Source organism: Sulfitobacter mediterraneus, from assembly GCF_016801775.1.
Classification (GTDB): domain Bacteria; phylum Pseudomonadota; class Alphaproteobacteria; order Rhodobacterales; family Rhodobacteraceae; genus Sulfitobacter; species Sulfitobacter mediterraneus_A.
Window position 1 is genome coordinate 1,945,251 of record NZ_CP069004.1, and the last position, 19,724, is coordinate 1,964,974.

24 protein-coding genes are annotated in these 19,724 nt (G+C 58.3%); 13 read left to right on the forward strand and 11 right to left on the reverse strand.

Going from position 1 to position 19,724, the window contains the following annotated elements; genetic code table 11:
• Positions 1-45 precede the first annotated feature (45 nt).
• Positions 46-1,170, forward strand: coding sequence for a beta-ketoacyl-ACP synthase III (locus JNX03_RS09455; protein WP_203208839.1), 1,125 nt, complete (start codon positions 46-48; stop codon positions 1,168-1,170).
• 20 nt (positions 1,171-1,190) lie between these two features.
• Here JNX03_RS09455 and JNX03_RS09460 read toward each other — a convergent pair whose 3' ends face one another.
• Complete coding sequence (locus JNX03_RS09460; protein ID WP_203208840.1) at positions 1,191-1,649, reverse strand: hypothetical protein; 459 nt, start codon at positions 1,647-1,649, stop codon at positions 1,191-1,193.
• A gap of 207 nt (positions 1,650-1,856) precedes the next feature.
• Here JNX03_RS09460 and JNX03_RS09465 point away from each other — a divergent pair, with 207 nt between their 5' ends.
• On the forward strand, positions 1,857-2,435 hold the full coding sequence (locus tag JNX03_RS09465) for a thymidine kinase (RefSeq protein ID WP_203208841.1): 579 nt from the start codon (positions 1,857-1,859) through the stop codon (positions 2,433-2,435).
• A gap of 111 nt (positions 2,436-2,546) precedes the next feature.
• Positions 2,547-3,749, forward strand: coding sequence for a GAF domain-containing sensor histidine kinase (locus JNX03_RS09470; RefSeq protein WP_203208842.1), 1,203 nt, complete (start codon positions 2,547-2,549; stop codon positions 3,747-3,749).
• 48 nt (positions 3,750-3,797) lie between these two features.
• On the opposite strand, the gene JNX03_RS09475 is transcribed toward JNX03_RS09470, so the two are convergent.
• The 5 genes from JNX03_RS09475 to JNX03_RS09495 all read right to left on the reverse strand — a co-directional run bounded on the left by JNX03_RS09475 (position 3,798) and on the right by JNX03_RS09495 (position 7,007).
• Complete coding sequence (locus tag JNX03_RS09475; RefSeq protein WP_203208843.1) at positions 3,798-4,748, reverse strand: 2-hydroxyacid dehydrogenase; 951 nt, start codon at positions 4,746-4,748, stop codon at positions 3,798-3,800.
• Positions 4,745-5,083 (reverse strand): tRNA-binding protein, encoded by a 339-nt coding sequence (locus JNX03_RS09480; RefSeq protein ID WP_203208844.1) that lies wholly within the window; start codon positions 5,081-5,083, stop codon positions 4,745-4,747. The genes JNX03_RS09475 and JNX03_RS09480 overlap by 4 nt, the downstream gene beginning before the upstream one ends.
• Complete coding sequence (proC, locus tag JNX03_RS09485; protein WP_203208845.1) at positions 5,076-5,891, reverse strand: pyrroline-5-carboxylate reductase; 816 nt, start codon at positions 5,889-5,891, stop codon at positions 5,076-5,078. The genes JNX03_RS09480 and proC overlap by 8 nt, the downstream gene beginning before the upstream one ends.
• Before the next feature lie 32 nt (positions 5,892-5,923).
• Positions 5,924-6,424, reverse strand: coding sequence for a YbjN domain-containing protein (locus JNX03_RS09490; RefSeq protein WP_203208846.1), 501 nt, complete (start codon positions 6,422-6,424; stop codon positions 5,924-5,926).
• A gap of 343 nt (positions 6,425-6,767) precedes the next feature.
• Positions 6,768-7,007 carry an accessory factor UbiK family protein gene (locus tag JNX03_RS09495; RefSeq protein ID WP_025047864.1) on the reverse strand — a complete coding sequence of 80 codons (240 nt, stop codon included), beginning with the start codon at positions 7,005-7,007 and terminating at the stop codon, positions 6,768-6,770.
• A gap of 96 nt (positions 7,008-7,103) precedes the next feature.
• Here JNX03_RS09495 and lgt point away from each other — a divergent pair, with 96 nt between their 5' ends.
• The 5 genes from lgt to JNX03_RS09520 all read left to right on the forward strand — a co-directional run bounded on the left by lgt (position 7,104) and on the right by JNX03_RS09520 (position 11,330).
• The gene (gene lgt / locus JNX03_RS09500) at positions 7,104-7,982 is read left to right on the forward strand and encodes a prolipoprotein diacylglyceryl transferase (RefSeq protein WP_203208847.1); all 879 of its coding nucleotides are present in this window, start codon (positions 7,104-7,106) and stop codon (positions 7,980-7,982) included.
• Entirely contained in the window at positions 7,979-9,040 is a 1,062-nt protein-coding gene (locus JNX03_RS09505; RefSeq protein ID WP_203208848.1) for a class I SAM-dependent methyltransferase, read from the forward strand. The genes lgt and JNX03_RS09505 overlap by 4 nt, the downstream gene beginning before the upstream one ends.
• Positions 9,037-9,792 carry a peptidoglycan editing factor PgeF gene (gene pgeF / locus JNX03_RS09510; protein WP_203208849.1) on the forward strand — a complete coding sequence of 252 codons (756 nt, stop codon included), beginning with the start codon at positions 9,037-9,039 and terminating at the stop codon, positions 9,790-9,792. The genes JNX03_RS09505 and pgeF overlap by 4 nt, the downstream gene beginning before the upstream one ends.
• A 286-nt stretch (positions 9,793-10,078) precedes the next feature.
• Complete coding sequence (locus JNX03_RS09515) at positions 10,079-10,222, forward strand: hypothetical protein (RefSeq protein ID WP_203208850.1); 144 nt, start codon at positions 10,079-10,081, stop codon at positions 10,220-10,222.
• A gap of 307 nt (positions 10,223-10,529) precedes the next feature.
• Positions 10,530-11,330, forward strand: coding sequence for a Hint domain-containing protein (locus JNX03_RS09520; protein ID WP_231024262.1), 801 nt, complete (start codon positions 10,530-10,532; stop codon positions 11,328-11,330).
• On the opposite strand, the gene JNX03_RS09525 is transcribed toward JNX03_RS09520, so the two are convergent.
• Entirely contained in the window at positions 11,321-11,821 is a 501-nt protein-coding gene (locus tag JNX03_RS09525) for an Lrp/AsnC family transcriptional regulator (protein WP_203208851.1), read from the reverse strand. The genes JNX03_RS09520 and JNX03_RS09525 overlap by 10 nt on opposite strands.
• A 284-nt stretch (positions 11,822-12,105) precedes the next feature.
• On the opposite strand from JNX03_RS09525, the gene trxB reads away from it, so the two are divergent.
• Positions 12,106-13,110, forward strand: a complete 1,005-nt coding sequence (trxB, locus tag JNX03_RS09530) for a thioredoxin-disulfide reductase (RefSeq protein WP_203208852.1) — start codon at positions 12,106-12,108, stop codon at positions 13,108-13,110.
• A 156-nt stretch (positions 13,111-13,266) separates the two neighbouring features.
• Positions 13,267-14,991: a bifunctional sulfate adenylyltransferase/adenylylsulfate kinase gene (locus tag JNX03_RS09535; protein WP_203208853.1), complete on the forward strand. Its 1,725-nt coding sequence runs from the start codon at positions 13,267-13,269 to the stop codon at positions 14,989-14,991.
• Between the two features lie 73 nt (positions 14,992-15,064).
• Here JNX03_RS09535 and JNX03_RS09540 read toward each other — a convergent pair whose 3' ends face one another.
• On the reverse strand, positions 15,065-15,286 hold the full coding sequence (locus tag JNX03_RS09540) for a DUF1150 family protein (protein WP_231024260.1): 222 nt from the start codon (positions 15,284-15,286) through the stop codon (positions 15,065-15,067).
• A 4-nt stretch (positions 15,287-15,290) separates the two neighbouring features.
• The gene (locus tag JNX03_RS09545) at positions 15,291-15,704 is read right to left on the reverse strand and encodes an Hsp20 family protein (protein ID WP_203208854.1); all 414 of its coding nucleotides are present in this window, start codon (positions 15,702-15,704) and stop codon (positions 15,291-15,293) included.
• A 164-nt stretch (positions 15,705-15,868) separates the two neighbouring features.
• Between JNX03_RS09545 and JNX03_RS09550 the strand changes: the two genes are divergently transcribed.
• The 3 genes from JNX03_RS09550 to JNX03_RS09560 all read left to right on the forward strand — a co-directional run bounded on the left by JNX03_RS09550 (position 15,869) and on the right by JNX03_RS09560 (position 17,725).
• Positions 15,869-16,093: a YdcH family protein gene (locus JNX03_RS09550; protein WP_025047875.1), complete on the forward strand. Its 225-nt coding sequence runs from the start codon at positions 15,869-15,871 to the stop codon at positions 16,091-16,093.
• Between the two features lie 80 nt (positions 16,094-16,173).
• Complete coding sequence (purE, locus tag JNX03_RS09555) at positions 16,174-16,662, forward strand: 5-(carboxyamino)imidazole ribonucleotide mutase (RefSeq protein ID WP_203208855.1); 489 nt, start codon at positions 16,174-16,176, stop codon at positions 16,660-16,662.
• The gene (locus JNX03_RS09560) at positions 16,655-17,725 is read left to right on the forward strand and encodes a 5-(carboxyamino)imidazole ribonucleotide synthase (protein WP_203208856.1); all 1,071 of its coding nucleotides are present in this window, start codon (positions 16,655-16,657) and stop codon (positions 17,723-17,725) included. The genes purE and JNX03_RS09560 overlap by 8 nt, the downstream gene beginning before the upstream one ends.
• Here JNX03_RS09560 and JNX03_RS09565 read toward each other — a convergent pair whose 3' ends face one another.
• Positions 17,726-18,868 (reverse strand): alpha-D-ribose 1-methylphosphonate 5-triphosphate diphosphatase, encoded by a 1,143-nt coding sequence (locus JNX03_RS09565; protein ID WP_203208857.1) that lies wholly within the window; start codon positions 18,866-18,868, stop codon positions 17,726-17,728. It lies immediately after the preceding gene.
• Entirely contained in the window at positions 18,855-19,643 is a 789-nt protein-coding gene (locus JNX03_RS09570; protein ID WP_203208858.1) for an alpha/beta fold hydrolase, read from the reverse strand. Before JNX03_RS09570 ends, JNX03_RS09565 begins: the two co-directional genes overlap by 14 nt.
• Between the last annotated feature and the right edge of the window lie 81 nt (positions 19,644-19,724).

The following is a 19,724-nucleotide window of genomic DNA, read 5'->3' on the forward strand; positions in this document are numbered from 1 at the left end:
TGGCCCCGGCATGTGTACCCTGACCCAACGCAAGAGGGCCTTTTCATGTTCAAACCTGCCATCACCGGCACCGGTGTTTTCACCCCGGACCAGATCATCACCAATGCCGAATTGGTCGAAGCGTTCAACGCCTATGTCGATCTCTATAATACGCGAAACGCGGATGCGATTGCGGCCGGTGATCTGGATGCAAAGGAGCATTCCTCCGAAGAGTTCATTTTTAAGGCCAGCGGCATTGAGCAGCGTTATGTGATTGATAAAACCGGCGTTCTCGATCCTGAGGTGATGCATCCCCTGCTGCGCCAGCGCAGCGATGATGAACCCAGCCTGATGGCAGAGATGGCCCTTGATGCCGCAACTAAAGCATTGGCCCAGGCGGGCAAAACCGCTGCCGATGTGGATGCGGTGATTTGCGCCGCCTCCAACCTTGAACGGGCCTATCCGGCGGTGGCAATCGAAATACAGGATCTGCTGGGCATCGAGGGCTTTGCATTTGATATGAACGTCGCCTGTTCATCTGCAACATTCGGCATTCAGGCGGCGGCGGATATGGTGCGCTCCGGCTCCATCCGGTCGGCGCTGGTGGTCAATCCTGAGATCTGTTCGGCGCATCTGGAATGGCGCGACCGCGATTGCCATTTCATCTTTGGCGATGTCGCCACCGCCACCCTGATCGAACGCGAAGAAGCAGCAACCGGCCCCTATTTCGAGATCAAATCGACCCGCTGTGCCACTGATTTTTCCAATAATATCCGGAACAACAATGGCTTTTTGCGCCGCTCGCGCCCCGACGGGGTCAAGGACCGCCGCGATATGCAGTTCATGCAGAATGGCCGGAAGGTGTTCAAAGAGGTGTTGCCGCTGGTGGCGGAACATATCGCCGGTCACATGGCCGAAGAGGGTGTGGATGCGAAGGATCTCAAACGGCTGTGGCTGCATCAGGCCAACAAATCCATGAATGATTTTATCGGTCGCAAGGTTCTGGGACGCACGCCGGAGCCAGGCGAGCAGCCCAACATCCTGCAAGAATACGCCAACACCTCATCGGCGGGGTCGATCATCGCGTTTTCCAAACATTCCAACGATATGAAAGACGGCGATACCGGGCTGATCTGTTCGTTTGGCGCAGGCTATTCCGTTGGCTCCGTGGTGGTCCAACGGCACGGCTAACGCCTGCCCCGCCCCTGCTATCAGCCGCTTTCGTCTTCGAGGTTCAGCTTCATGTCCACCAGCACCTGCTGCAACAGGGTGGTTTCTTTCAGCAATCGCTTGGCTTCGTTCACAGAGATCTGCCCGTCTTCTATGGACTGCTGATACTCTGCCATCAAAAGCGCAAACCGTTGGCTGAGCGCGATCACATCTGAATTCACATTGCCCGAGCGTTCGGAATTGGCCCGCCGCCCTTCGAAGTTCAAGGCAACGCCGCGCAGCTCGGCCAAGGCGACCGTGACATGAGGATAGCCAGCGGCCTCTTCCAGCTGCGCCACGGCATCAATGGGCATGAAACGATCAGAATGTTCAGGGTTGTCTGAATAGTAACGTCCCAAGGTTGCCTTGGATTTACCGGTCACTTCGCACGCGGGCTCGATGCCAACATCTTTCACCAATGCTTCGGTGTGTTTCTTCAGATAACTGCCCATACCGGCCATGTCTCAGCCTCCCCGCCGCTCGCTTGCCCGTTTCTTATTGTCGCAGAAAACCGGCCCGTTGGTAGACCCCTTACTCAAACCACCCCGACTTGTCATTTATAAAACGGCGTCTGCTTCTTTTGGCCTCACCGGAAATTGCGCCCGCCGGTCGGTTTTCGGCCGCCGAACGCTTGAAGCCCGCCCGCCCGATGGCGTACCAACACGGCCATGGCAAAACTGTACTTTCACTATTCCACCATGAACGCGGGCAAATCGACGGTACTGCTTCAGGCGGCCCATAACTATGTCGAACGGGGCATGGTGCCCTATCTTTTGACCGCCCAGTTTGACAATCGCGCCGGCGAAGGGCGCATCGCCTCGCGGATCGGCATTGGCGAAAAGGCCGATACCTTTGCCCCCGGCGAAGATCTCTTTGCCAAGATTGAAAATCGGATCGACGCCGGGCCCTGCGCCTGTGTGTTCATTGATGAGGCACAGTTTCTGCAGCCCGAACAGGTGTGGCAACTGGCCCGCGCTGTGGACGATCTGCGGGTCCCGATCATGTGTTTCGGCCTTCGTGTGGATTTCCGCGGAGAGCTGTTTCCCGGATCGGCCACCCTGCTGGCGCTGAGCGATGAAATGCGCGAAGTCCGCACCATCTGCCATTGCGGGAAAAAAGCGACCATGGTTGTCCGGACGGCGGCGGATGGCACCGTCTTGAAAGACGGCGCACAAGTCCAGATCGGCGGGAATGAGACCTATGTTTCCCTGTGCCGCCGACACTGGCGTGAGGCGGTCGAAGGCTGATTTCACACACCCCTGCCAATATTTACCGAAGTCCTGCCCAATTTTTGACCTGATCTTCCCTTAGCTCAGGCAAAAATATTGATTTGAACTCAAAACATATTGAGGCCGGATATGAGAACCCACCCAATTCCCTTCAATGAAGAAGCCCGTGTCGCTGCCGTGCAGCATGTGCCGGGTCTGACCCGCGAAAACGAAGCGTTGTTCGATGCACTGTGCGATGCAACGGCCAAGCTGTTTGGCTGTCCCATCGCACATATCTCTGTCGTGGAACAAGACACACAGTGGTACAAATCGGTGATCGGCATTGAACTGGGCGAAATGCCAAAGAATCAATCGTTCTGCACCCATACGATCATGACCGAACAGCCGATGATTATCCCCGATCTCAGCAAAGATCCCAAGTTTGCCGATCACCCGATGGTTGCCGAAGGCGGCCCTCAAGCCCGGTTTTATGCCGGTGTGCCGCTGATCTTGTCGTCCGGTTATCGCTTCGGCAGCCTTTGCGCCTTGGATGTGGTCCCGCATGAGGCCCCCAGTGAACGCGATATGGCTGTGCTCAAGGACATGGGCCGCGCGGTTGTGGCCGCATTGGAAAAAGCCCCTGCAGAACCTGCTGCCGTGCCTAGTGATCAAGGCCAGTCGGCTTTTCTCACACTTGTTGGTCATGAGCTGCGCACGCCCCTGACCATCGTTCACGGTGCGATGCGCATCCTTGAGTCCCGCCTTGAAGACCAGGTCAGCAAAAAGCTGGCCAACAGTTCGATCAAATCCAGCGAACATCTGTCGACGCTGATCGATTCCATTCTGAAGTTCAGCAACATCAACACTGGTGAACTACAACTGAACGAGCAATCAACCAATATGGCCGATCTGCTGGATGATCTGCGGCAAAACCATCAATTCAGCGTAGCCGAAGTTGGCAAGACCATCATCAACCCGACAACGGATATGCACGGTGAAATTCTTGTGGATCAAGAACACATCAAGATCTGCCTGACCTCACTGATGCTCAATTCCGTTCTGCATGGCGGCGACGAGATTGCGATATCCTGCGGTCATGACCCAGCCGGAAACGTCGAAATTTGTGTTGCCGACAATGGCAGCATCGACGATCACGTCGAGCTGGCCGAGCTTTACAAACCCTTCATCGTGGGCGGCGACATCGAAAAACGCGGCACCGGCGGCGGCCTTGGTCTTGGCCTGCCCCTGACCCGCAAACTGGTTGAACTGCACGGCGGTGAATTTGAGGTCCGGGCCGAACCAACCCAGACCGTGGCCTGCATTCGCCTGCCCAAATGGCGGACGGTCAACTAGACCCGAGATCTACAGGCGCTGCATCCTCTTACCGGTGCAGCGCCTTTTCTACACTGCGTTTGGCGGTGTCTTTCCGGCCAAAAACGCCTGAATATTCTCAACCGCCATCAGCCCCATTTCGACCCGCACCTCCAGTGCGGAGGTGCCCAGATGCGGCAACAGCACGACATTCTCCAGTTCCCGCAGCGCCGCAGGCACTTTCGGCTCGAATTCGTAAACATCCAGCCCGGCACCACCGATCCGCCGGTCTTGCAAGGCTGTGATCAAAGCGGCCTCTTCAACAACATCTCCCCGCGAGATGTTGATCAGATGGCCATGGGGTTGCATCGCATCCAACACCGCAGCATCAATCAAATGATGGGTCTGCGGACTGCCCGGTACAGCGGCCACCATGATATCAACTTTTCCGGCCATCTCTTTGAGGTCGGAATATTGTTGCGCCGGATAGGCCAGCGTCTTCTCGCTGCGGCTGAAATAGGCCACATCCATGCCAAACCCAAAATGGCAGCGCCGCGCAATCGCCTGTCCGATCCGGCCCATACCCACGATACCGACAGTCTTGCCCGTCAGATGCAGGCCCAGCATCTGCGTCGGATGCCACCCCGGCCAAGTGCCGGAACGCACAAACCGTTCCCCTTCGCCGGCACGCCGAGCTGACATGAGCATCAGCGTCATTGCAATATCCGCAGTGGCATCGGTAACTGCGCCGGGTGTGTTGGTGACAGTGATCCCCGCCGCCTTGGCCGCCGCTGCATCAATGTGGTTATAGCCAACACCGAAATTCGCCAGCAAACGGCAGCGCGGCGCAGGCACATCTGCAAAGACCTCGGCCGAGAATGCATCGCCCAAGGTCGGCAAGACCGCGTCATACTCGGATAATGCGGCCCGCAATTCCTGCGCGGTCAACGGCAATGTCTCATCGCGCACTGTCAGTTCCACAGCGGTCAGTTGCGATGTGACGGCCTCCGGCAGGGGCCGCGTTACCAAAACCTTATTCAATGCATCCGCCCTCCGTTCGGCACCTCTTGGCCGGGTTGCAAAAGCACGATCGCGCCGTCTGCATCCGGCGTTCCCAAAACCAGAACCTCTGACATGAACGGCCCGATTTGCCGGGGCGGGAAATTGACCACGCCCATCACCTGCCGCCCGACCAGGTTCTCAGGCGTGTAATGCACGGTGATCTGCGCGGATGTCTTGCGCTCACCAATCTCTGGTCCGAAATCGATCCACATCTTGATCGCAGGCTTTCGCGCCTCCGGAAAGGGTTCGGCCCGCGTCACCGTGCCAACCCGAACATCCACCTTCATGAAATCATCAAATGATATCTCAGCCACCTGCCAGTTCCTTCGATCTGTCTGTTGCCGCCTTCACCGCCCGCTGCAGCAAGGCAGGAAAGCCGTCTTTTTCATCCATCAACACCTCAAGCGCGGCCTGCGTGGTGCCATTTGGACTGGTCACATTGACCCGCAACTGCGTTGGGCTTTCCTCTGCCGCCATCGCCAAGGCACCTGCCCCGGCCACGGTTGCCTTGGCCAATTGCATTGATAGATCGGCTGGCAACCCTTGCGCCTCACCCGCCGCCGCCATGGTCTCTATCATATGGAACACGTAAGCTGGGCCAGATCCGCTGACCCCGGTGACCGCGTCAATCTGCGCCTCCTGCTCCAACCGGACAACCGCACCCACCGCGGACAAAAGCGCCTCCGCCTCATCCAGCGCGGCTGCGCCGGCGGCGTCATTGGCGACAATTGCCGTGATCCCCTGAGAGATTGCTGCCGGCGTATTGGGCATTGCCCGCACAACAGGCGTGTCTGCGCCAAGTACATTTTCAAAAAAGGAGATCGTGGTTCCCGCCGCGACACTGACAAAAACAGTCTCGCCGTTGCCCATTGGCCTCAAGGTCGGCAAGGCCTCGGCCATCATCTGCGGTTTGACCGCCACCAGCACCACCGCTGGCGTCTCTGGCAAAGGTTGGTTCAGATGCACGCCTTGCGCCTGCAACCATTCAGATGGATAGGGATCCTTGACCCAAACCGACGTGGCCGGCAAGCCGCGGGCCAGCCACCCGGCCAACATCGCGGATCCCATCTTGCCGCATCCCAGCAACACCAAGCCGCCCGATGCAATTCGGCTGTCTTTCATGATATGTCCCCCGGTTGTTCCGGGGCAAAGTGTTACGCCCGCCCGTAGGCCTCTGCAATGGCAACCTGAATGGCTTCTTCCGGCGTCCGGTCCCCCCAGACCAGAAGCTGCAGCGCCGGGTAATACCGCTCCGCGCTCATCACGGCGGCACCGATCATTGTGTCAATCTGCTCGGCCGAGGCAACATTTCCCCCCGCCAGCACCAAACCATAGCGATAGACCATCAACTTCTGTTCTGCCCAATAGGTAAAGGCACCAGCCCAACATTGATCGTTCACATTGTTGAGAAGCTCATAAAGCTTTGGCAATTTCTCGGCGGGCGGCTCCATCTCGAAGGTACAGATCAAGCGCAAAGTCTCATCATAGGACGACCAGGCAAGGGTGATGGAATAGGTGCGCCACTGCCCCTCCACAGCCATCGCAATCTGATCATCCGCAATTCGATCAAAATCCCAATCATGATGAGCCGCCAAATGCTCAACAATATCAATGGGGTGAATATCTTCTTCAAGGTACTGCTCGGACAGGGCCATTTCGCCACCTCTTTTTTTATCCGGGTCGGGCGGCGTATTCACCACCAAACATGGAAGCCTGCACTAAAAGGCGTGGGGCGACCCAGCGCCTATACTAGATATGGTGCGGGCAGCGGGCGCATCTGGCAACCCCTTTTCTGGGGATAACCACAATTCGTAGGGGATAACTCCAATATCTTGTGTGTAAGTCGGCCCGAACACCAAAATAACGCGGTGCATCTCTTCATTTGGCAAGAAAAACTCAAGAACAACAAAACACCCGGACGCCACGGGGGCGGTCCGGGTGATCATTCTCAATCTGCAATATACAGAATGGCGCGGCAGCGCCGCCTTTGGGTTGCGTTTACTTGGCCTCAAGCGCGTCCAGACGCGCCTTGAGCGCCTCGTTCTCTTCGCGCGCCTTCTGGGCCATCGCCCGCACCGCGTCAAACTCTTCGCGCGTCACAAAATCGCGGTCCGCCAGCCAGCGGTCCATCATGCCTTTCATGGCGGTTTCCGCTTCGTCCTTTGCGCCCTGTGCCACGCCCATGGCGTTGGTCATCATCTGGCTGATATCGTCAAAAATCTTGTTACGGGTTTGCATGTCTGGTCTCCGGCGCTTTGTGTTGATCCTTATATGGGGTCTCGGTGCGCCGCTCGCAAGGTTGACTTCCTCGGCCCATCACGCTCAATCAGCGCCATGACCGCTATGATCCCCTTTCCCGATATCGCCCCCGAGATCTTCACTGTGTCTCTTTTTGGTATGTCTTTTGCCCTGCGGTGGTATGCGCTGGCCTATATCGCAGGGATCGTCATCGGCTGGCGGCTTGTCGTGCGCACGATCCGCAAGCCAGAGCTTTGGCGCAGCAATACCCCCCCAATGACCGCGCAGCAGGTCGAAGATATGTTGTTCTGGGTCATTCTGGGGGTCATTCTGGGCGGGCGCTTGGGATATGTCCTATTTTATCAACCCGCGCATTATCTCGCCAATCCCGGCCAGATCCTACAGGTCTGGCAGGGCGGTATGTCGTTTCATGGCGGTGCACTTGGCGTGATCATCGCCGCCTTTGCCTATACCCAGCGCCACGCCATCCCCAAACTGCCAACCGCCGATATGATCTGCCTCGGCCTTGCCCCCGGCCTTTTGCTGGGGCGGATTGCGAATTTCATCAACGCTGAGCTTTGGGGGCGTCCAACCGATCTGCCTTGGGGCGTGGCCTTCCCGACCGAAGCTGCGCAGTTTTGCCCGGAGGTGGCTGGCATCTGCGCCCGGCACCCCTCGCAGCTTTATGAGGCGCTGCTCGAAGGGTTGATCCTTGGGGGCGTGATCCTCTGGCTGGCATGGCGGCGCGGCGCGCTGAAGCGTGGCGGCGTGATTTGCGGGACATTCCTTGCCGGATACGGCGCGGCACGATTTGCGGTCGAATTTGTCCGCCAGCCGGATGCGCAATTTGTCTCGGATGGCAACCCATTGGGCCTTGCATGGCAGCTTGGCGAATTTGGCCTGACCATGGGCCAGATCCTGAGCCTGCCGATGATCGCTGTCGGCCTGTTCTTGATCTTCCGCGCCCGCCCATGACCCTCAAGGACCATATCCTCGCGCGGATCGCGGCCGAAGGACCGATGCGTCTGGACGATTATATGTCCACCTGCTTGCTGCACCCGACGCTGGGTTATTACACCAGCCAAACGCCATTTGGACAAAGCGGTGATTTTGTCACGGCACCAGAAATCAGCCAGATGTTTGGCGAATTGATCGGCCTTGCCTTGGCGCAGGCCTGGCTGGAACAAGGTGCACCCAATCCCTTTACCCTGGCCGAGCTTGGACCGGGCCGCGGCACATTAATGGCCGACCTGCTGCGGGCTGCAAGACAGGTGCCGGGCTTTCTGGATGCGGCTGAGGTCATCTTGATCGAGGCCTCCCCCGCATTGCAATCCGTGCAGCAAGAAACCCTCAACCCGCATCCCGTGCGCTGGCTGGACAGTATAGCAGACCTGCCCGAACAACCGCTGTTCCTCATCGCCAATGAATTCTTCGACGCCCTGCCGATCCGGCAGTTTCAACGCGCCGGGCCCAACTGGCGCGAGCGTAACATCGGCACAGAGGGCGGCACGCTGACCATGGGCCTTGGCCCTGCCCAACCGTGCCCTGGCCTGAGTTTCCGCCTCGATGATACCAAAGACGGTGATCTAATTGAGACCTGCCCAGCAGCCGGACCCATTGCAGAACAGATTGCCAGCCGCATCGCCGCCAGAGGCGGCGCAGCGCTGATCGTTGACTATGGCGACTGGCGCAGTCTGGGTGACACGCTTCAGGCCGTTCAGAATCACGAATCCGTTGATCCGCTCTCCTCTCCTGGCCTTGCAGACCTGACCGCCCATGTCGATTTCGAAGCGCTGGCCATGGCCGCGTCCGGTTGCGCCTATAGCCGCGTCACCGCTCAAGGGGTGTTTCTCGAACGTCTTGGCATCACCCAAAGAGCGCAGCAACTGGCCCGCGCGCTCAGCGGATCGGCACTCGAAAACCATATTGCCGCACATCGCCGGTTGACGCATCCCGCAGAAATGGGAAACCTGTTTAAAGTGATGGCGCTCTTTCCCAAGGGCGGCACACCGCCTCCGGGATTGGATCCATGACACTCGAGATTCTGACAACTGACAGCCTTGCCCCCCTGCGCCACGGGTTCTTCACCCGCAAGGGCGGTGCGTCTTCTGGCGTGTTTGCCGGATTGAATTGCGGTCAGGGCAGTTCTGACCAGTCCGAGATCGTCACCATTAACCGCGCCCGCGTGGCAGATGCCATGGGTGTGGCGCCAGATTGCCTCTTGGGGGTGCATCAGGTGCACTCTGCCGACGTTGTCACTGTCACCACCGCCACCAAAGACAAACCACGGGCCGATGCCTTGGTGACCGATACACCCGGACTTGCCCTGTCGATCCTGACCGCCGATTGCCAACCCGTTCTATTTGCCGACCCAGATGCCGGTGTCATCGGTGCCGCCCACGCGGGCTGGCGCGGGACGCTGGACGGCGTGTTACAAGCGACCGTGGATGCGATGGTCAAACTTGGTGCAACGGCTGGCAACATCACAGCCGTCATCGGCCCCTCCATCAGCCAACGCGCCTATGAGGTGGGGCCGGAGTTCTTTGAGGATTTTCTGGCCGAAGATCCCGACTATGCCCGCTATTTCGCCCAGGGTGAGGCAGATCGGATGCAGTTTGATTTGCCCGGATTTGGGCTGAACCGCCTGCGGGCTGCTGGTGTGGGCCATGCCGAATGGACGCGGCATTGTACCTATAGTGATCCTGACCGGTTTTATTCCTACAGGCGCACGACCCACGCCAAAGAAGCCGATTATGGGCGTCTGATTGCCTGCATCACTCTCTGATCTGGGCAGGATTGGGGCGAAATCTGCCCCAGACCTGCCCAATTGCCTGATCCCAATCTGGAAACAATCCGAAATTTTCGACCGGATTGATGATTGAACGGCCGCATGGTCCATAAAAACAAGGGCGCCTGCCAATTGGGGCAAGCTGACCATAAAGCGGCAGGAATTGCGCCGGAGTTTTTTCAACTTTTTCTCAAATTGCCAAAAACCGGCCCGATTGACCCGCCATATTCATCCTCAAGCAAGGGCAAACGCCCAGAACAGAATGCACAAGAGGACCAGAGCCATGAAAACCAACAAACGCTTCATCAAAGGTGTCGTCGAAGCCGCAGCCAAGAACGATACAGTGATGCCCTGGGCCCGCGGTGCACGCCGCGCTGCATTCATCGCCAAGCGCAACGCCGCAGCGCCGCAGCGCAAAAGCGCCTAACGCAGAGATCTCCCTCCCGGTTACCGGGATTTGAACGTTCCCTCGTTCAGAACGCCCCGCATGTGTTGATTCGCATGCGGGGCGTTTTTGTCTGCAAATGTGGCAAATCCATCCACAATTAAGGAAACAGTAAGGCAACCCCCCTCAAAATTGGGAAAGAAAGAGGCGTCAATGTCCCCGGTTTTTTGACAATCACGGGCTTGGGCTGCGATTTTCGCTGCAATGACGACATGAGATGACACCTGTTATTTCCGTGGTTGTCGGTGGGGGCCGACACGGATGTGACCAACCTGAGAAAGGTTTTCGCATGACATTGAACGCATACCGCAGCACCGGTGCGACATCCGCAGGACTGTCACAGCCGGGCTTTGCCCAATACCCACCGGCACAGCGTGGCGGGCGCGGCACATCGCCCGTGCCCATGCGCAGTTTTGAAATTGCCGCGCTGCGCAAAGACGGATCGCTGTTCATCGGCCAAGATCGTGCGCCTGCCCTATCCTTGTTTGAATCCGCCTTCACCGCCTTTGCCCGTGGCACTGTCATCCAGACCGAAATCGGCGGCATCGCCGTGGAAGACCTGCAACCGGGCGATATGGTCAACACCTCCTCGGGCGAGCCGGCACCCGTGATCTGGATCGGATCCAGCAGCTTTGTCCCTGCCGACGCAGGCCGCCGGATGCCATTGATGCGCATCATGGCGGACAGTTTCGGCCCGGCGCGCCCCTCGTCTTTCCTGACTGTGGGACCGGGCGCGCGTATTCTCAAGACGCCGCATCACCTGCGCGGCGAGGCTGGCGAAACCAGGCTGCTGACCCCGGTGCGGGAATTTGTGGATGGTGTGAATGTGATTGAAGTGGTGCCACCGACGCCGGTGCGCCTGTTCCACATTTGCCTGACCCGCCATGCGGCGATCAATGCAGGCGGGCTGGAGATGGAGACATTTCACCCCGGTGCCCATGCGATGCGGGCAACGTCATCCTCCTTACGGGACCGATTCCTGGAAATGTTTCCGCAGATCGACACCTTGGCCGATTTTGGGCCTCTGGCACATCCCCGCGCACCCGAAGCGGGTTTGGACACCGGAACCGTTCAGGCGCTTCAGGCCTGAGTTTCGAGCCGCTGTTCCAAAACATCAAAGGGAACGCCAGGGTCATCCTTGGCGCCCCGGATCACCAGGCTGGTTTTGACACTGGCCACATTGGGTGTGGTCAACAAGTCACCGGTGAGAAAGCTTTGAAAGCTGGACAGGTCCGGCGCCACGCATTTGAGGATGAAATCCACCTCGCCGTTGAGCATGTGGCATTCACGCACCAGCGGCCATTCGCGGCATTTTGCTTCGAAGGCACTCAGATCAACTTCGGCCTGGCTGGCCAGCCCCACCATCGCAAACACCTGCACCTCAAAGCCCAACTCGCGGGCGTCAACATCGGCATGGTAACCCTTGATGTACCCCTGTTCCTCGAGGGTACGCACCCGGCGCAGACAGGGCGGCGCGGAAATACCAACCCGTTTGGCCAATTCAACGTTGGTCATCCGACCGTCCGCCTGCAATTCAGCCAGAATTTTCCGATCAATCGGATCAAGCCGTGTGCCTGCCATGTTTGCCCCTTTCAAGATTGCGATTCTTATAGCAGCGCCAGTGGCGCACGCAATATTGTTTCGCATTCACGCAAGATTCTTTCTGCGATGTCTGAACACCCCGACTTGAGCACCAAGATGCACCCATTGATCTTTGGCGCTAACAGCTTGGGTTTGCGGCTGATAATCGGATTTCTGTCGCAGGTAAAGCGGCCTTGGCTCCCTATCCGGAATCTTCAGGGGTTTAAGCAGGCCGCCGCCATGGCTATATCGGGCGGGCTGCAATTGATCTTCGGGGGTGCCATATGGCCGAGACACGCAAAACCAAAGTTCTGATCATCGGCTCAGGCCCAGCGGGATATACCGCAGGCGTTTATGCCAGCCGCGCCATGCTGGAGCCTATCTTGGTGCAGGGCATCGAACCTGGCGGCCAGTTGACCACCACAACAGAGGTCGAAAACTGGCCCGGCGATACCGAGGTGCAAGGGCCGGATCTGATGGTCCGCATGCAAGACCACGCAAAGGCGATGGGCACCGAAATCATCGGCGATATTATCACCGATCTGGATCTGTCCAGCCGCCCCTTCCATGCGACAGGCGACAGCGGCACCACCTATGTGGCAGACGCGGTCATCCTTGCCACCGGCGCCCGTGCCAAATGGCTTGGCCTTGAGAGCGAAGAAAAGTTCAAAGGCTTTGGCGTATCTGCCTGTGCCACATGTGATGGCTTTTTCTATCGCGGTCAGGAGATCGTCGTCATCGGCGGCGGCAACACCGCCGTGGAAGAGGCATTGTTCCTCACCAACTTTGCCTCCAAGGTCACGTTGATCCACCGCCGTGATGAGCTGCGGGCGGAAAAGATCCTGATCAACCGCTTGATGAAAAACCCCAAGATTGAGCCTCTCTGGTTCCATGAATTGGAAGAAGTTTACGGCACCGACAATCCGCTGGGCGTCGAAGGCGTCAAGGTCAAACACACCAAAACCGGCGAGATCACGGACATTCCGGCCAAGGGTGTTTTTGTTGCCATCGGTCACGCGCCTGCCAACGAATTGGTCAAAGATACGCTGGAGACCCACATGGGCGGCTATGTCGTGACCAAGCCTGATAGCACAGAAACGTCGATCCCCGGCGTGTTCGCTGCGGGTGATCTGACAGACCACAAGTACCGCCAAGCGGTGACCAGTGCGGGCATGGGGTGTATGGCCGCGCTTGAAGCGGAGCGTTTCCTTGCCGAAGTCGGTGATGACGAAGGCAAAGACACCTCCCTGCCGCTGGGTCACGGTGCAGAAGTAAAAGAGGGCGTTTAACGCCAATTTAGACGGTTTGGCGTGGTTTTTGCGCCAAACCGCGAACTTTTTCCTTTTTGAAAGCTGTTTTTTCGAGCTTTGCTAGACATTTGTCTTATTGAAGGGGCATACCGCGCGGGAAAGTCGCGCTGCGACCTGAGGCAAAACGAGAAAACCATGACAATGTTGAGCAATCTGGCCCCGATACCGGAGCTTTTTGTATCCTACGATTCCGCGCAGAAGATGAAACTTGAGGCGGCGGAACTGACCAGCCACGATCTGTCTCCGCGCCAGATTTGTGATCTTGAACTGTTGATGAATGGCGGGTTCAACCCGCTCAAAGGGTTCCTTTCCGAAGAAGACTACAACGGTGTTGTTGAAAACATGCGGCTGGCCGACGGCAGCCTCTGGCCAATGCCGATCACGCTGGACGTCTCCGAAGACTTCGCCGCCTCGATCGAAGTGGGGCAAGATATCGCCCTGCGCGACCAAGAGGGCGTTATCCTTGGCACCATGACCGTGACCGACCGCTGGACGCCCGACAAATCGCGCGAGGCCGAGAAGGTTTTCGGCGCGGATGACGACACCCATCCAGCCGTGAACTACCTGCACAATCAAGCCGGCAGCGTCTATCTTGGCGGTCCGGTCACCGGCATCCAGCAACCGGTACACTATGATTTCCGTGCCCGCCGCGACACGCCAAACGAATTGCGCGCTTATTTCCGCAAGCTGGGCTGGCGCAAGATTGTGGCCTTCCAAACCCGCAACCCCCTACACCGCGCCCATCAGGAACTGACGTTCCGCGCGGCCCGTGAGGCACAGGCGAACCTGCTGATCCATCCGGTGGTTGGCATGACCAAACCGGGCGATGTGGATCACTTTACCCGCGTGCGCTGTTATGAGGCGGTGCTGGACAAGTACCCCGCCGCGACCACCAACATGTCTTTGCTGAACCTCGCCATGCGTATGGCTGGCCCGCGTGAGGCCGTCTGGCACGGGTTGATCCGCAAGAACCACGGCTGCACACATTTCATCGTGGGCCGCGATCACGCTGGCCCCGGCAAAAATGCCAAGGGCGAAGATTTTTATGGCCCCTACGATGCACAGGATCTGTTCCGCGAGCATCAAGAGGAAATGGGCATCGAAATGGTCGACTTTAAGCACATGGTATATGTGCAGGAACGCGCCCAATACGAACCTGCCGACGAAATCCTAGACAAGGACGACGTGACGATCCTGAATATTTCGGGCACGGAGTTGCGCCGCCGCCTGCAAGAGGGTCTTGAGATCCCAGAATGGTTCTCTTTCCCCGAGGTAGTCAAAGAGCTGCGCCGCACCCGGCCGCCCCGCAGCCAGCAAGGCTTTACCGTGTTTTTTACCGGTTTCTCCGGCTCTGGCAAATCCACCGTCGCAAACGCTTTGATGGTCAAGCTGATGGAAATGGGCGGGCGCCCCGTGACCTTGTTGGACGGCGATATCGTGCGCAAAAACCTCAGCTCCGAACTGGGGTTCAGCAAGGAACACCGCGATCTCAACATCCGCCGCATCGGCTATGTCGCATCTGAGATCACCAAGAACGGCGGCATCGCCATCTGTGCGCCGATCGCGCCCTATGCCACCACCCGCCGCGCCGTGCGCGAAGACGTCGAGAACTTTGGCGCCTTCGTCGAGGTGCATGTGGCCACCTCAATCGAGGAGTGCGAACGCCGCGACCGCAAGGGGCTCTACAAGCTGGCCCGCGAAGGCAAGATCAAGGAATTCACCGGGATCTCAGACCCTTATGACGTCCCTGAAAGCCCGGAACTGCGACTGGAAACCGAAAATGTTGAGGTCGACAACTGCGCCCATCAGGTGTTGTTGAAGCTTGAAAGCATGGGTTTGATCAACGCGATGAGCCTCTGATCAGGCAACAGATCACAAAAAAGGCCGCAGTTATCACTGCGGCCTTTTTCGTTTCTAAGGTCGGATCAAACGATCAATGCACCATCACCGGCGCATAGTCGTGTTCACGGGCCAGATGAAAGGCCAGCTTGCGATTGCCAACAAGCGCCAGCTGCTGCCCCTGTGCGTCATGGACCGCGTAAAGCTGCTCTAGCCCTTCGGCCTGCGCACGTACCTCACGTGGCAGATCCGTGACCGCAATTGTTTTGACGTAAACGGTCCGGTCCTTGTTTGGCTGGGCGTTCATATTTTCCATTCGGCTACCCTTTCTTAATCGCGATTGTCTGTACAACTGTCTCAGGTTTGGCGCGGGTCAAGTCCACGTGCAGCAAACCGTTCTCCATCAGTGCCTCTCCAACCTCGACACCGTCCGCCAGAACGAAGGAGCGTTGGAATTGCCGAGCCGCAATGCCGCGGTGTAAAAAAACTCGTCCGGCGGAATCGTCGGTCTGACGGCCACGGATCACCAATTGGCGATCCTCCACGGTGATCGACAGATCATTATCGGCAAACCCGGCCACGGCCAGAGTGATGCGATAGCTAAAATCAGATGTCTGTTCGATGTTGAACGGGGGATAGCCTTCGTTGCCACCTTTGGCAGTGCGTTCCAGCACCCGTTCCAGCTGTTCAAACCCCAACATATGGGGATAAGAGCCAAGCGTCATTTTTGTCATGCGACACGTCCTTACGATCTCAAGCGACAGTCAAATACCAGGCCCCTGATGCGGCAACCCGTTAAAAAGAATATGGGGGCGCATTTGGCAGGGCGCAAGGGCTATGCGCGATCATGGCTAACCCCTATATTCAACGGACCGACGCCAAACGGAATCACCTGCCCATGACCGACCCCCAAGATCTGTCGATGAAAAACGACGATGTGCTGCGCGTGGAACTGGAAGTGTTCCGGCGCGAGCACCGGGATCTGGACGAGGCCATTCATGCGCTTGTGGATCGCAAAACCGGCGATCAACTGACCCTTCAGCGGCTGAAAAAGCGCAAACTGCGGCTAAAGGATCTGATTGCCCAGATCGAAGACCGTCTGACCCCTGATATCATTGCCTAAAGCGCCGGTGTTGCATTGCCACGGCGGGCCGCTTGGCTATAGTGCCGCTTCTTCAAATTTCTAATCAAAGGCCCAGTTTCATGACCACCCCCCCTGTCGGTATTATCATGGGATCTCAGTCGGACTGGGCCACCATGCGCGAGGCGGCAACGCTGCTTGATGAATTGGGCATCGCATATGAAACGCGGATCGTTTCTGCGCATCGCACCCCCGACCGGCTTTGGGACTATGGCAAAACGGCGGTGGACCGCGGCTTGCAGGTGATCATCGCCGGCGCAGGCGGCGCGGCCCATTTGCCAGGGATGATGGCCTCAAAAACCCGTGTGCCAGTCATTGGCGTGCCGGTGCAAACCAAGGCGCTTTCGGGTGTGGATTCCCTCTATTCCATTTTGCAGATGCCCAAGGGGTTTCCCGTGGCCACGATGGCCATTGGTGCGGCGGGCGCAGCCAACGCCGGATTGATGGCCGCCGGCATTCTGGCGTTGCAAGACGCGGAAGTCGCAAAGCGGCTGGATGAATGGCGCGAGGCGCTGAGCGCGTCAATACCGGAGGCTCCAAGCGATGACTAAACCTCTCCCCATTGGCAGCACAATCGGCATTCTGGGCGGCGGGCAATTGGGCCGGATGCTGTCTGTCGCGGCAGCGCGACTTGGATTCAAAACCCATATCTTTGAGCCGGGCGCAAACCCGCCTGCAGGTCATGTCGCCAATGCGGTGACCACTGCGAGCTATGACGATCATGATGCATTGCTCCGATTTGCCAAATCCTGTGACGTGGTGACGTTTGAGTTTGAAAACGTGCCCACCGCCGCATTGGACGTGATTGAGGCACAGGTCGCCATCCGTCCGGGGCGCGAAGCCCTGCGGATTTCACAGGACCGCCTGACCGAGAAAGAATTTCTGCAAGGTCTGGGCCTGACAGTTGCGCCCTTTGCCGATGTGCCTGACGCCGCTGCGATGAAGACCGCTGTCGCATCAATTGGCACCCCTTCGATCCTGAAGACACGGCGTTTTGGGTATGACGGCAAAGGTCAGGCGCGGCTGCGCAGCGCAGAAGACACCGATCAAGCCTTCGCGGACATGCAAGGCGCGCCTGCTGTTCTAGAAGGGTTTGTCGAGTTCAGTCACGAAGTATCTGTGATCGCCGCCCGCAGCCCTGAGGGCGATGTGGCCTGCTTTGATCCCGGTGAGAACGTCCATCGTGACGGTATTTTGCACAGCACAACTGTGCCAGCCAAGCTCAGCGCATCCCAGCGGATGGATGCCGTGCTGATGGCCGCCAACATTCTCAATGCATTGAATTATGTAGGTGTCTTGGGCGTCGAGCTGTTTGTTACGGCGCAGGGGCTTGTGGTCAATGAGATCGCCCCGCGCGTGCACAATTCAGGTCATTGGACGCAGAATGGCTGCACCGTCGACCAGTTCGAACAGCATATTCGCGCCATCACCGGCTGGCCGCTGGGTGATGGGTCGCGTCATGCCGATGTGGTGATGGAAAACCTGATCGGCGATGACATGGACCGCGTACCGGAACTGATGAAAGAGCGTGATTGCGCCCTACATCTCTATGGCAAGTCGGAGACCAAACCGGGCCGCAAGATGGGACATGTAAACCGCATCCAGCGCGGATGATCAGCCGATAAACCGCGTGGCAATTTCGCCCGATAGATAGGAAAACCGCCCACCCGCGAGGGTCGCCGCCACGCGGCGGCTGTCCTTGTGCAGGATCACCATATCGGCCCGCATTCCCGGTGTCAGACTACCCCGATCCGCCAAGCCCAACACCTTGGCCGGACCTGCCGACACCAGATGCCAGGCAGCGGCCAAATCGCACAGCCCCGTATCCGCCAACATCAGTGCTGCACGGCGCGGCGATGGGTAATGATAGTCGGACGCAAGCGCATCGCACATGCCCATCGCTATCAAATCGATCGCCGAGAGATTGCCATTGTGCGACCCGCCGCGCACGACGTTGGGCGCGCCCATCACCACCGCATCACCCGCCGCATGCGCGGCCTCCGCAGCGGCATGGGTTTCAGGAAATTCCGACACCCGCACGCCCCGCTCGCGCCAGATCGCGCGATCCTCGCTTGTCTGGTCATCGTGGCTGCCCATCTGAATACCTGCGCGTGCCAAACTGGCGCAAAGTGCGTCCAACGCCGCAGGTACTTCATCCCGGCGGGCATGCATGTCTTTCATCATGGCCAGATGAACATCCGGATTGCGTCCCGCCTTGAGCGCCTGCCCGACCATCCGCTTGGGCGTCTTGCCAGCCGCAAGACGGTCATGCGGCAGATGATCGTTGAACACCACATAGGACAAGCCCCACTGCCGAATGCGCTCCGGCAGCTCTGCATAGAGGTCCAGCATATGGGTCTCAAACCGCAATTGCGCCCGCAGGTCTGTCACAACATCCGGCGCAGTTGACCGGATCGCGCCGAACACCTGATCGGCAAAATCCACCCCGCGCAGCCCGCCTTCCCAGCTGACGAATTGCGCAAGAACCGCGGTTGTAATCCCATTGGCCGCGAGTTCAGCTTCGGCAGCAATCAACCCTTCGTTCATCTGTTTCATCGCGCCGCGGCGAGGCGCAAGGTGGCGTTCAAACGCATCGCCATGCAGATCAATAATACCGGGAAGGACCAGAAATCCGGTCAGATCGACCGCACGTCCGGCCCGCTCTGCCTGCATGAAGCCCTGCGCAAAAGAGACCGTCTGAACCTGCAGTCCACCCGGCAACAAGACCTCCGCACCGGTCAGATCAAGGTTTTGCATCGGGCAGGTCCACTCCGGGCAGGCACACCCCGTCAGAGCAGCCAATTGAATCCAAAACACCGTCGAGCCATGTCATTGACCGGTCAAACGACCCGGTCTTGAGAAAGGTCATGGTCTGCGCGATCACCCGTGGATTGTTCATCATAAAGGTATGGGTCACCGGCAAAACGATGTGGTCCGTCATACCGTCCACCATCGTCGATGCAACCGAAACCTTGCCATCATCCGCCCCCGGCAACAGCGATGAAAAATAGGGGTTCAACGATTGTGATCCCGCGATAACGCCCACCGGATAATCCACCGGGGGCAAATTGCGCGGCAGGGACTCCGCCCCCGTGCCCATCTGCCCCCCCGCCGGACCGTTGACCCAGCCGAAGACATTGTAATCATCCAATTCGTCAACGACTTCACTGCCTTGATTGGGCGGTGCCAGCATCACCACTCGGCCGATCAGCTCTGCGCCGGCCTCCGCCGCCCATTGCCGAACCAGAATGCCGCCCATGGAATGGGTCACAAAATCAACCTTTTCGGTGCCGCACTCGGCGATTGCATCCGGCAAGGTCGGCTTGATCAGATCCTGAATGGACGCCTCTGTTGACGGATAGCCGGGGCGGACAATGCGGTATCCTTCGGCCTCTAGCGCGGCTTCCATCAAGGCAAATGAGGTCTCCGTACGCGCCAATCCGTGCAGCAAGACCGCACAGCGCTGCTGGGCCAATGCCGGCAGCGCGGTCAGCCAGAGAAACGCAAAAGAGATCACAAATCGTGCAAACATAGAACTGAGATAGACTGAATCCCCGCCATGTGAAATGCTGGCCAGAGTTAATCTGACGAAAAGAACCACCATGCCCAATGC

Excerpts from the sequence above, each read along its gene's own strand:
- JNX03_RS09570 (WP_203208858.1), bottom strand. The coding sequence starts at position 19,643 with ATGTTTGCACGATTTGTGATCTCTTTTGCGTTTCTCTGGCTGACCGCG.
- JNX03_RS09470 (WP_203208842.1), top strand. The coding sequence starts at position 2,547 with ATGAGAACCCACCCAATTCCCTTCAATGAAGAAGCCCGTGTCGCTGCC.
- JNX03_RS09550 (WP_025047875.1), top strand. The coding sequence starts at position 15,869 with ATGACCGACCCCCAAGATCTGTCGATGAAAAACGACGATGTGCTGCGC.
- JNX03_RS09515 (WP_203208850.1), top strand. The coding sequence starts at position 10,079 with ATGAAAACCAACAAACGCTTCATCAAAGGTGTCGTCGAAGCCGCAGCC.
- JNX03_RS09465 (WP_203208841.1), top strand. The coding sequence starts at position 1,857 with ATGGCAAAACTGTACTTTCACTATTCCACCATGAACGCGGGCAAATCG.
- pgeF (WP_203208849.1), top strand. The coding sequence starts at position 9,037 with ATGACACTCGAGATTCTGACAACTGACAGCCTTGCCCCCCTGCGCCAC.
- JNX03_RS09455 (WP_203208839.1), top strand. The coding sequence starts at position 46 with ATGTTCAAACCTGCCATCACCGGCACCGGTGTTTTCACCCCGGACCAG.
- JNX03_RS09535 (WP_203208853.1), top strand. The coding sequence starts at position 13,267 with ATGACAATGTTGAGCAATCTGGCCCCGATACCGGAGCTTTTTGTATCC.
- trxB (WP_203208852.1), top strand. The coding sequence starts at position 12,106 with ATGGCCGAGACACGCAAAACCAAAGTTCTGATCATCGGCTCAGGCCCA.
- purE (WP_203208855.1), top strand. The coding sequence starts at position 16,174 with ATGACCACCCCCCCTGTCGGTATTATCATGGGATCTCAGTCGGACTGG.
- JNX03_RS09505 (WP_203208848.1), top strand. The coding sequence starts at position 7,979 with ATGACCCTCAAGGACCATATCCTCGCGCGGATCGCGGCCGAAGGACCG.
- JNX03_RS09525 (WP_203208851.1), bottom strand. The coding sequence starts at position 11,821 with ATGGCAGGCACACGGCTTGATCCGATTGATCGGAAAATTCTGGCTGAA.
- JNX03_RS09460 (WP_203208840.1), bottom strand. The coding sequence starts at position 1,649 with ATGGCCGGTATGGGCAGTTATCTGAAGAAACACACCGAAGCATTGGTG.
- JNX03_RS09490 (WP_203208846.1), bottom strand. The coding sequence starts at position 6,424 with ATGGCCCTGTCCGAGCAGTACCTTGAAGAAGATATTCACCCCATTGAT.
- JNX03_RS09565 (WP_203208857.1), bottom strand. The coding sequence starts at position 18,868 with ATGCAAAACCTTGATCTGACCGGTGCGGAGGTCTTGTTGCCGGGTGGA.
- JNX03_RS09495 (WP_025047864.1), bottom strand. The coding sequence starts at position 7,007 with ATGCAAACCCGTAACAAGATTTTTGACGATATCAGCCAGATGATGACC.
- JNX03_RS09520 (WP_231024262.1), top strand. The coding sequence starts at position 10,530 with ATGACATTGAACGCATACCGCAGCACCGGTGCGACATCCGCAGGACTG.
- JNX03_RS09540 (WP_231024260.1), bottom strand. The coding sequence starts at position 15,286 with ATGGAAAATATGAACGCCCAGCCAAACAAGGACCGGACCGTTTACGTC.
- proC (WP_203208845.1), bottom strand. The coding sequence starts at position 5,891 with ATGAAAGACAGCCGAATTGCATCGGGCGGCTTGGTGTTGCTGGGATGC.
- JNX03_RS09560 (WP_203208856.1), top strand. The coding sequence starts at position 16,655 with ATGACTAAACCTCTCCCCATTGGCAGCACAATCGGCATTCTGGGCGGC.
- JNX03_RS09545 (WP_203208854.1), bottom strand. The coding sequence starts at position 15,704 with ATGACAAAAATGACGCTTGGCTCTTATCCCCATATGTTGGGGTTTGAA.
- lgt (WP_203208847.1), top strand. The coding sequence starts at position 7,104 with ATGACCGCTATGATCCCCTTTCCCGATATCGCCCCCGAGATCTTCACT.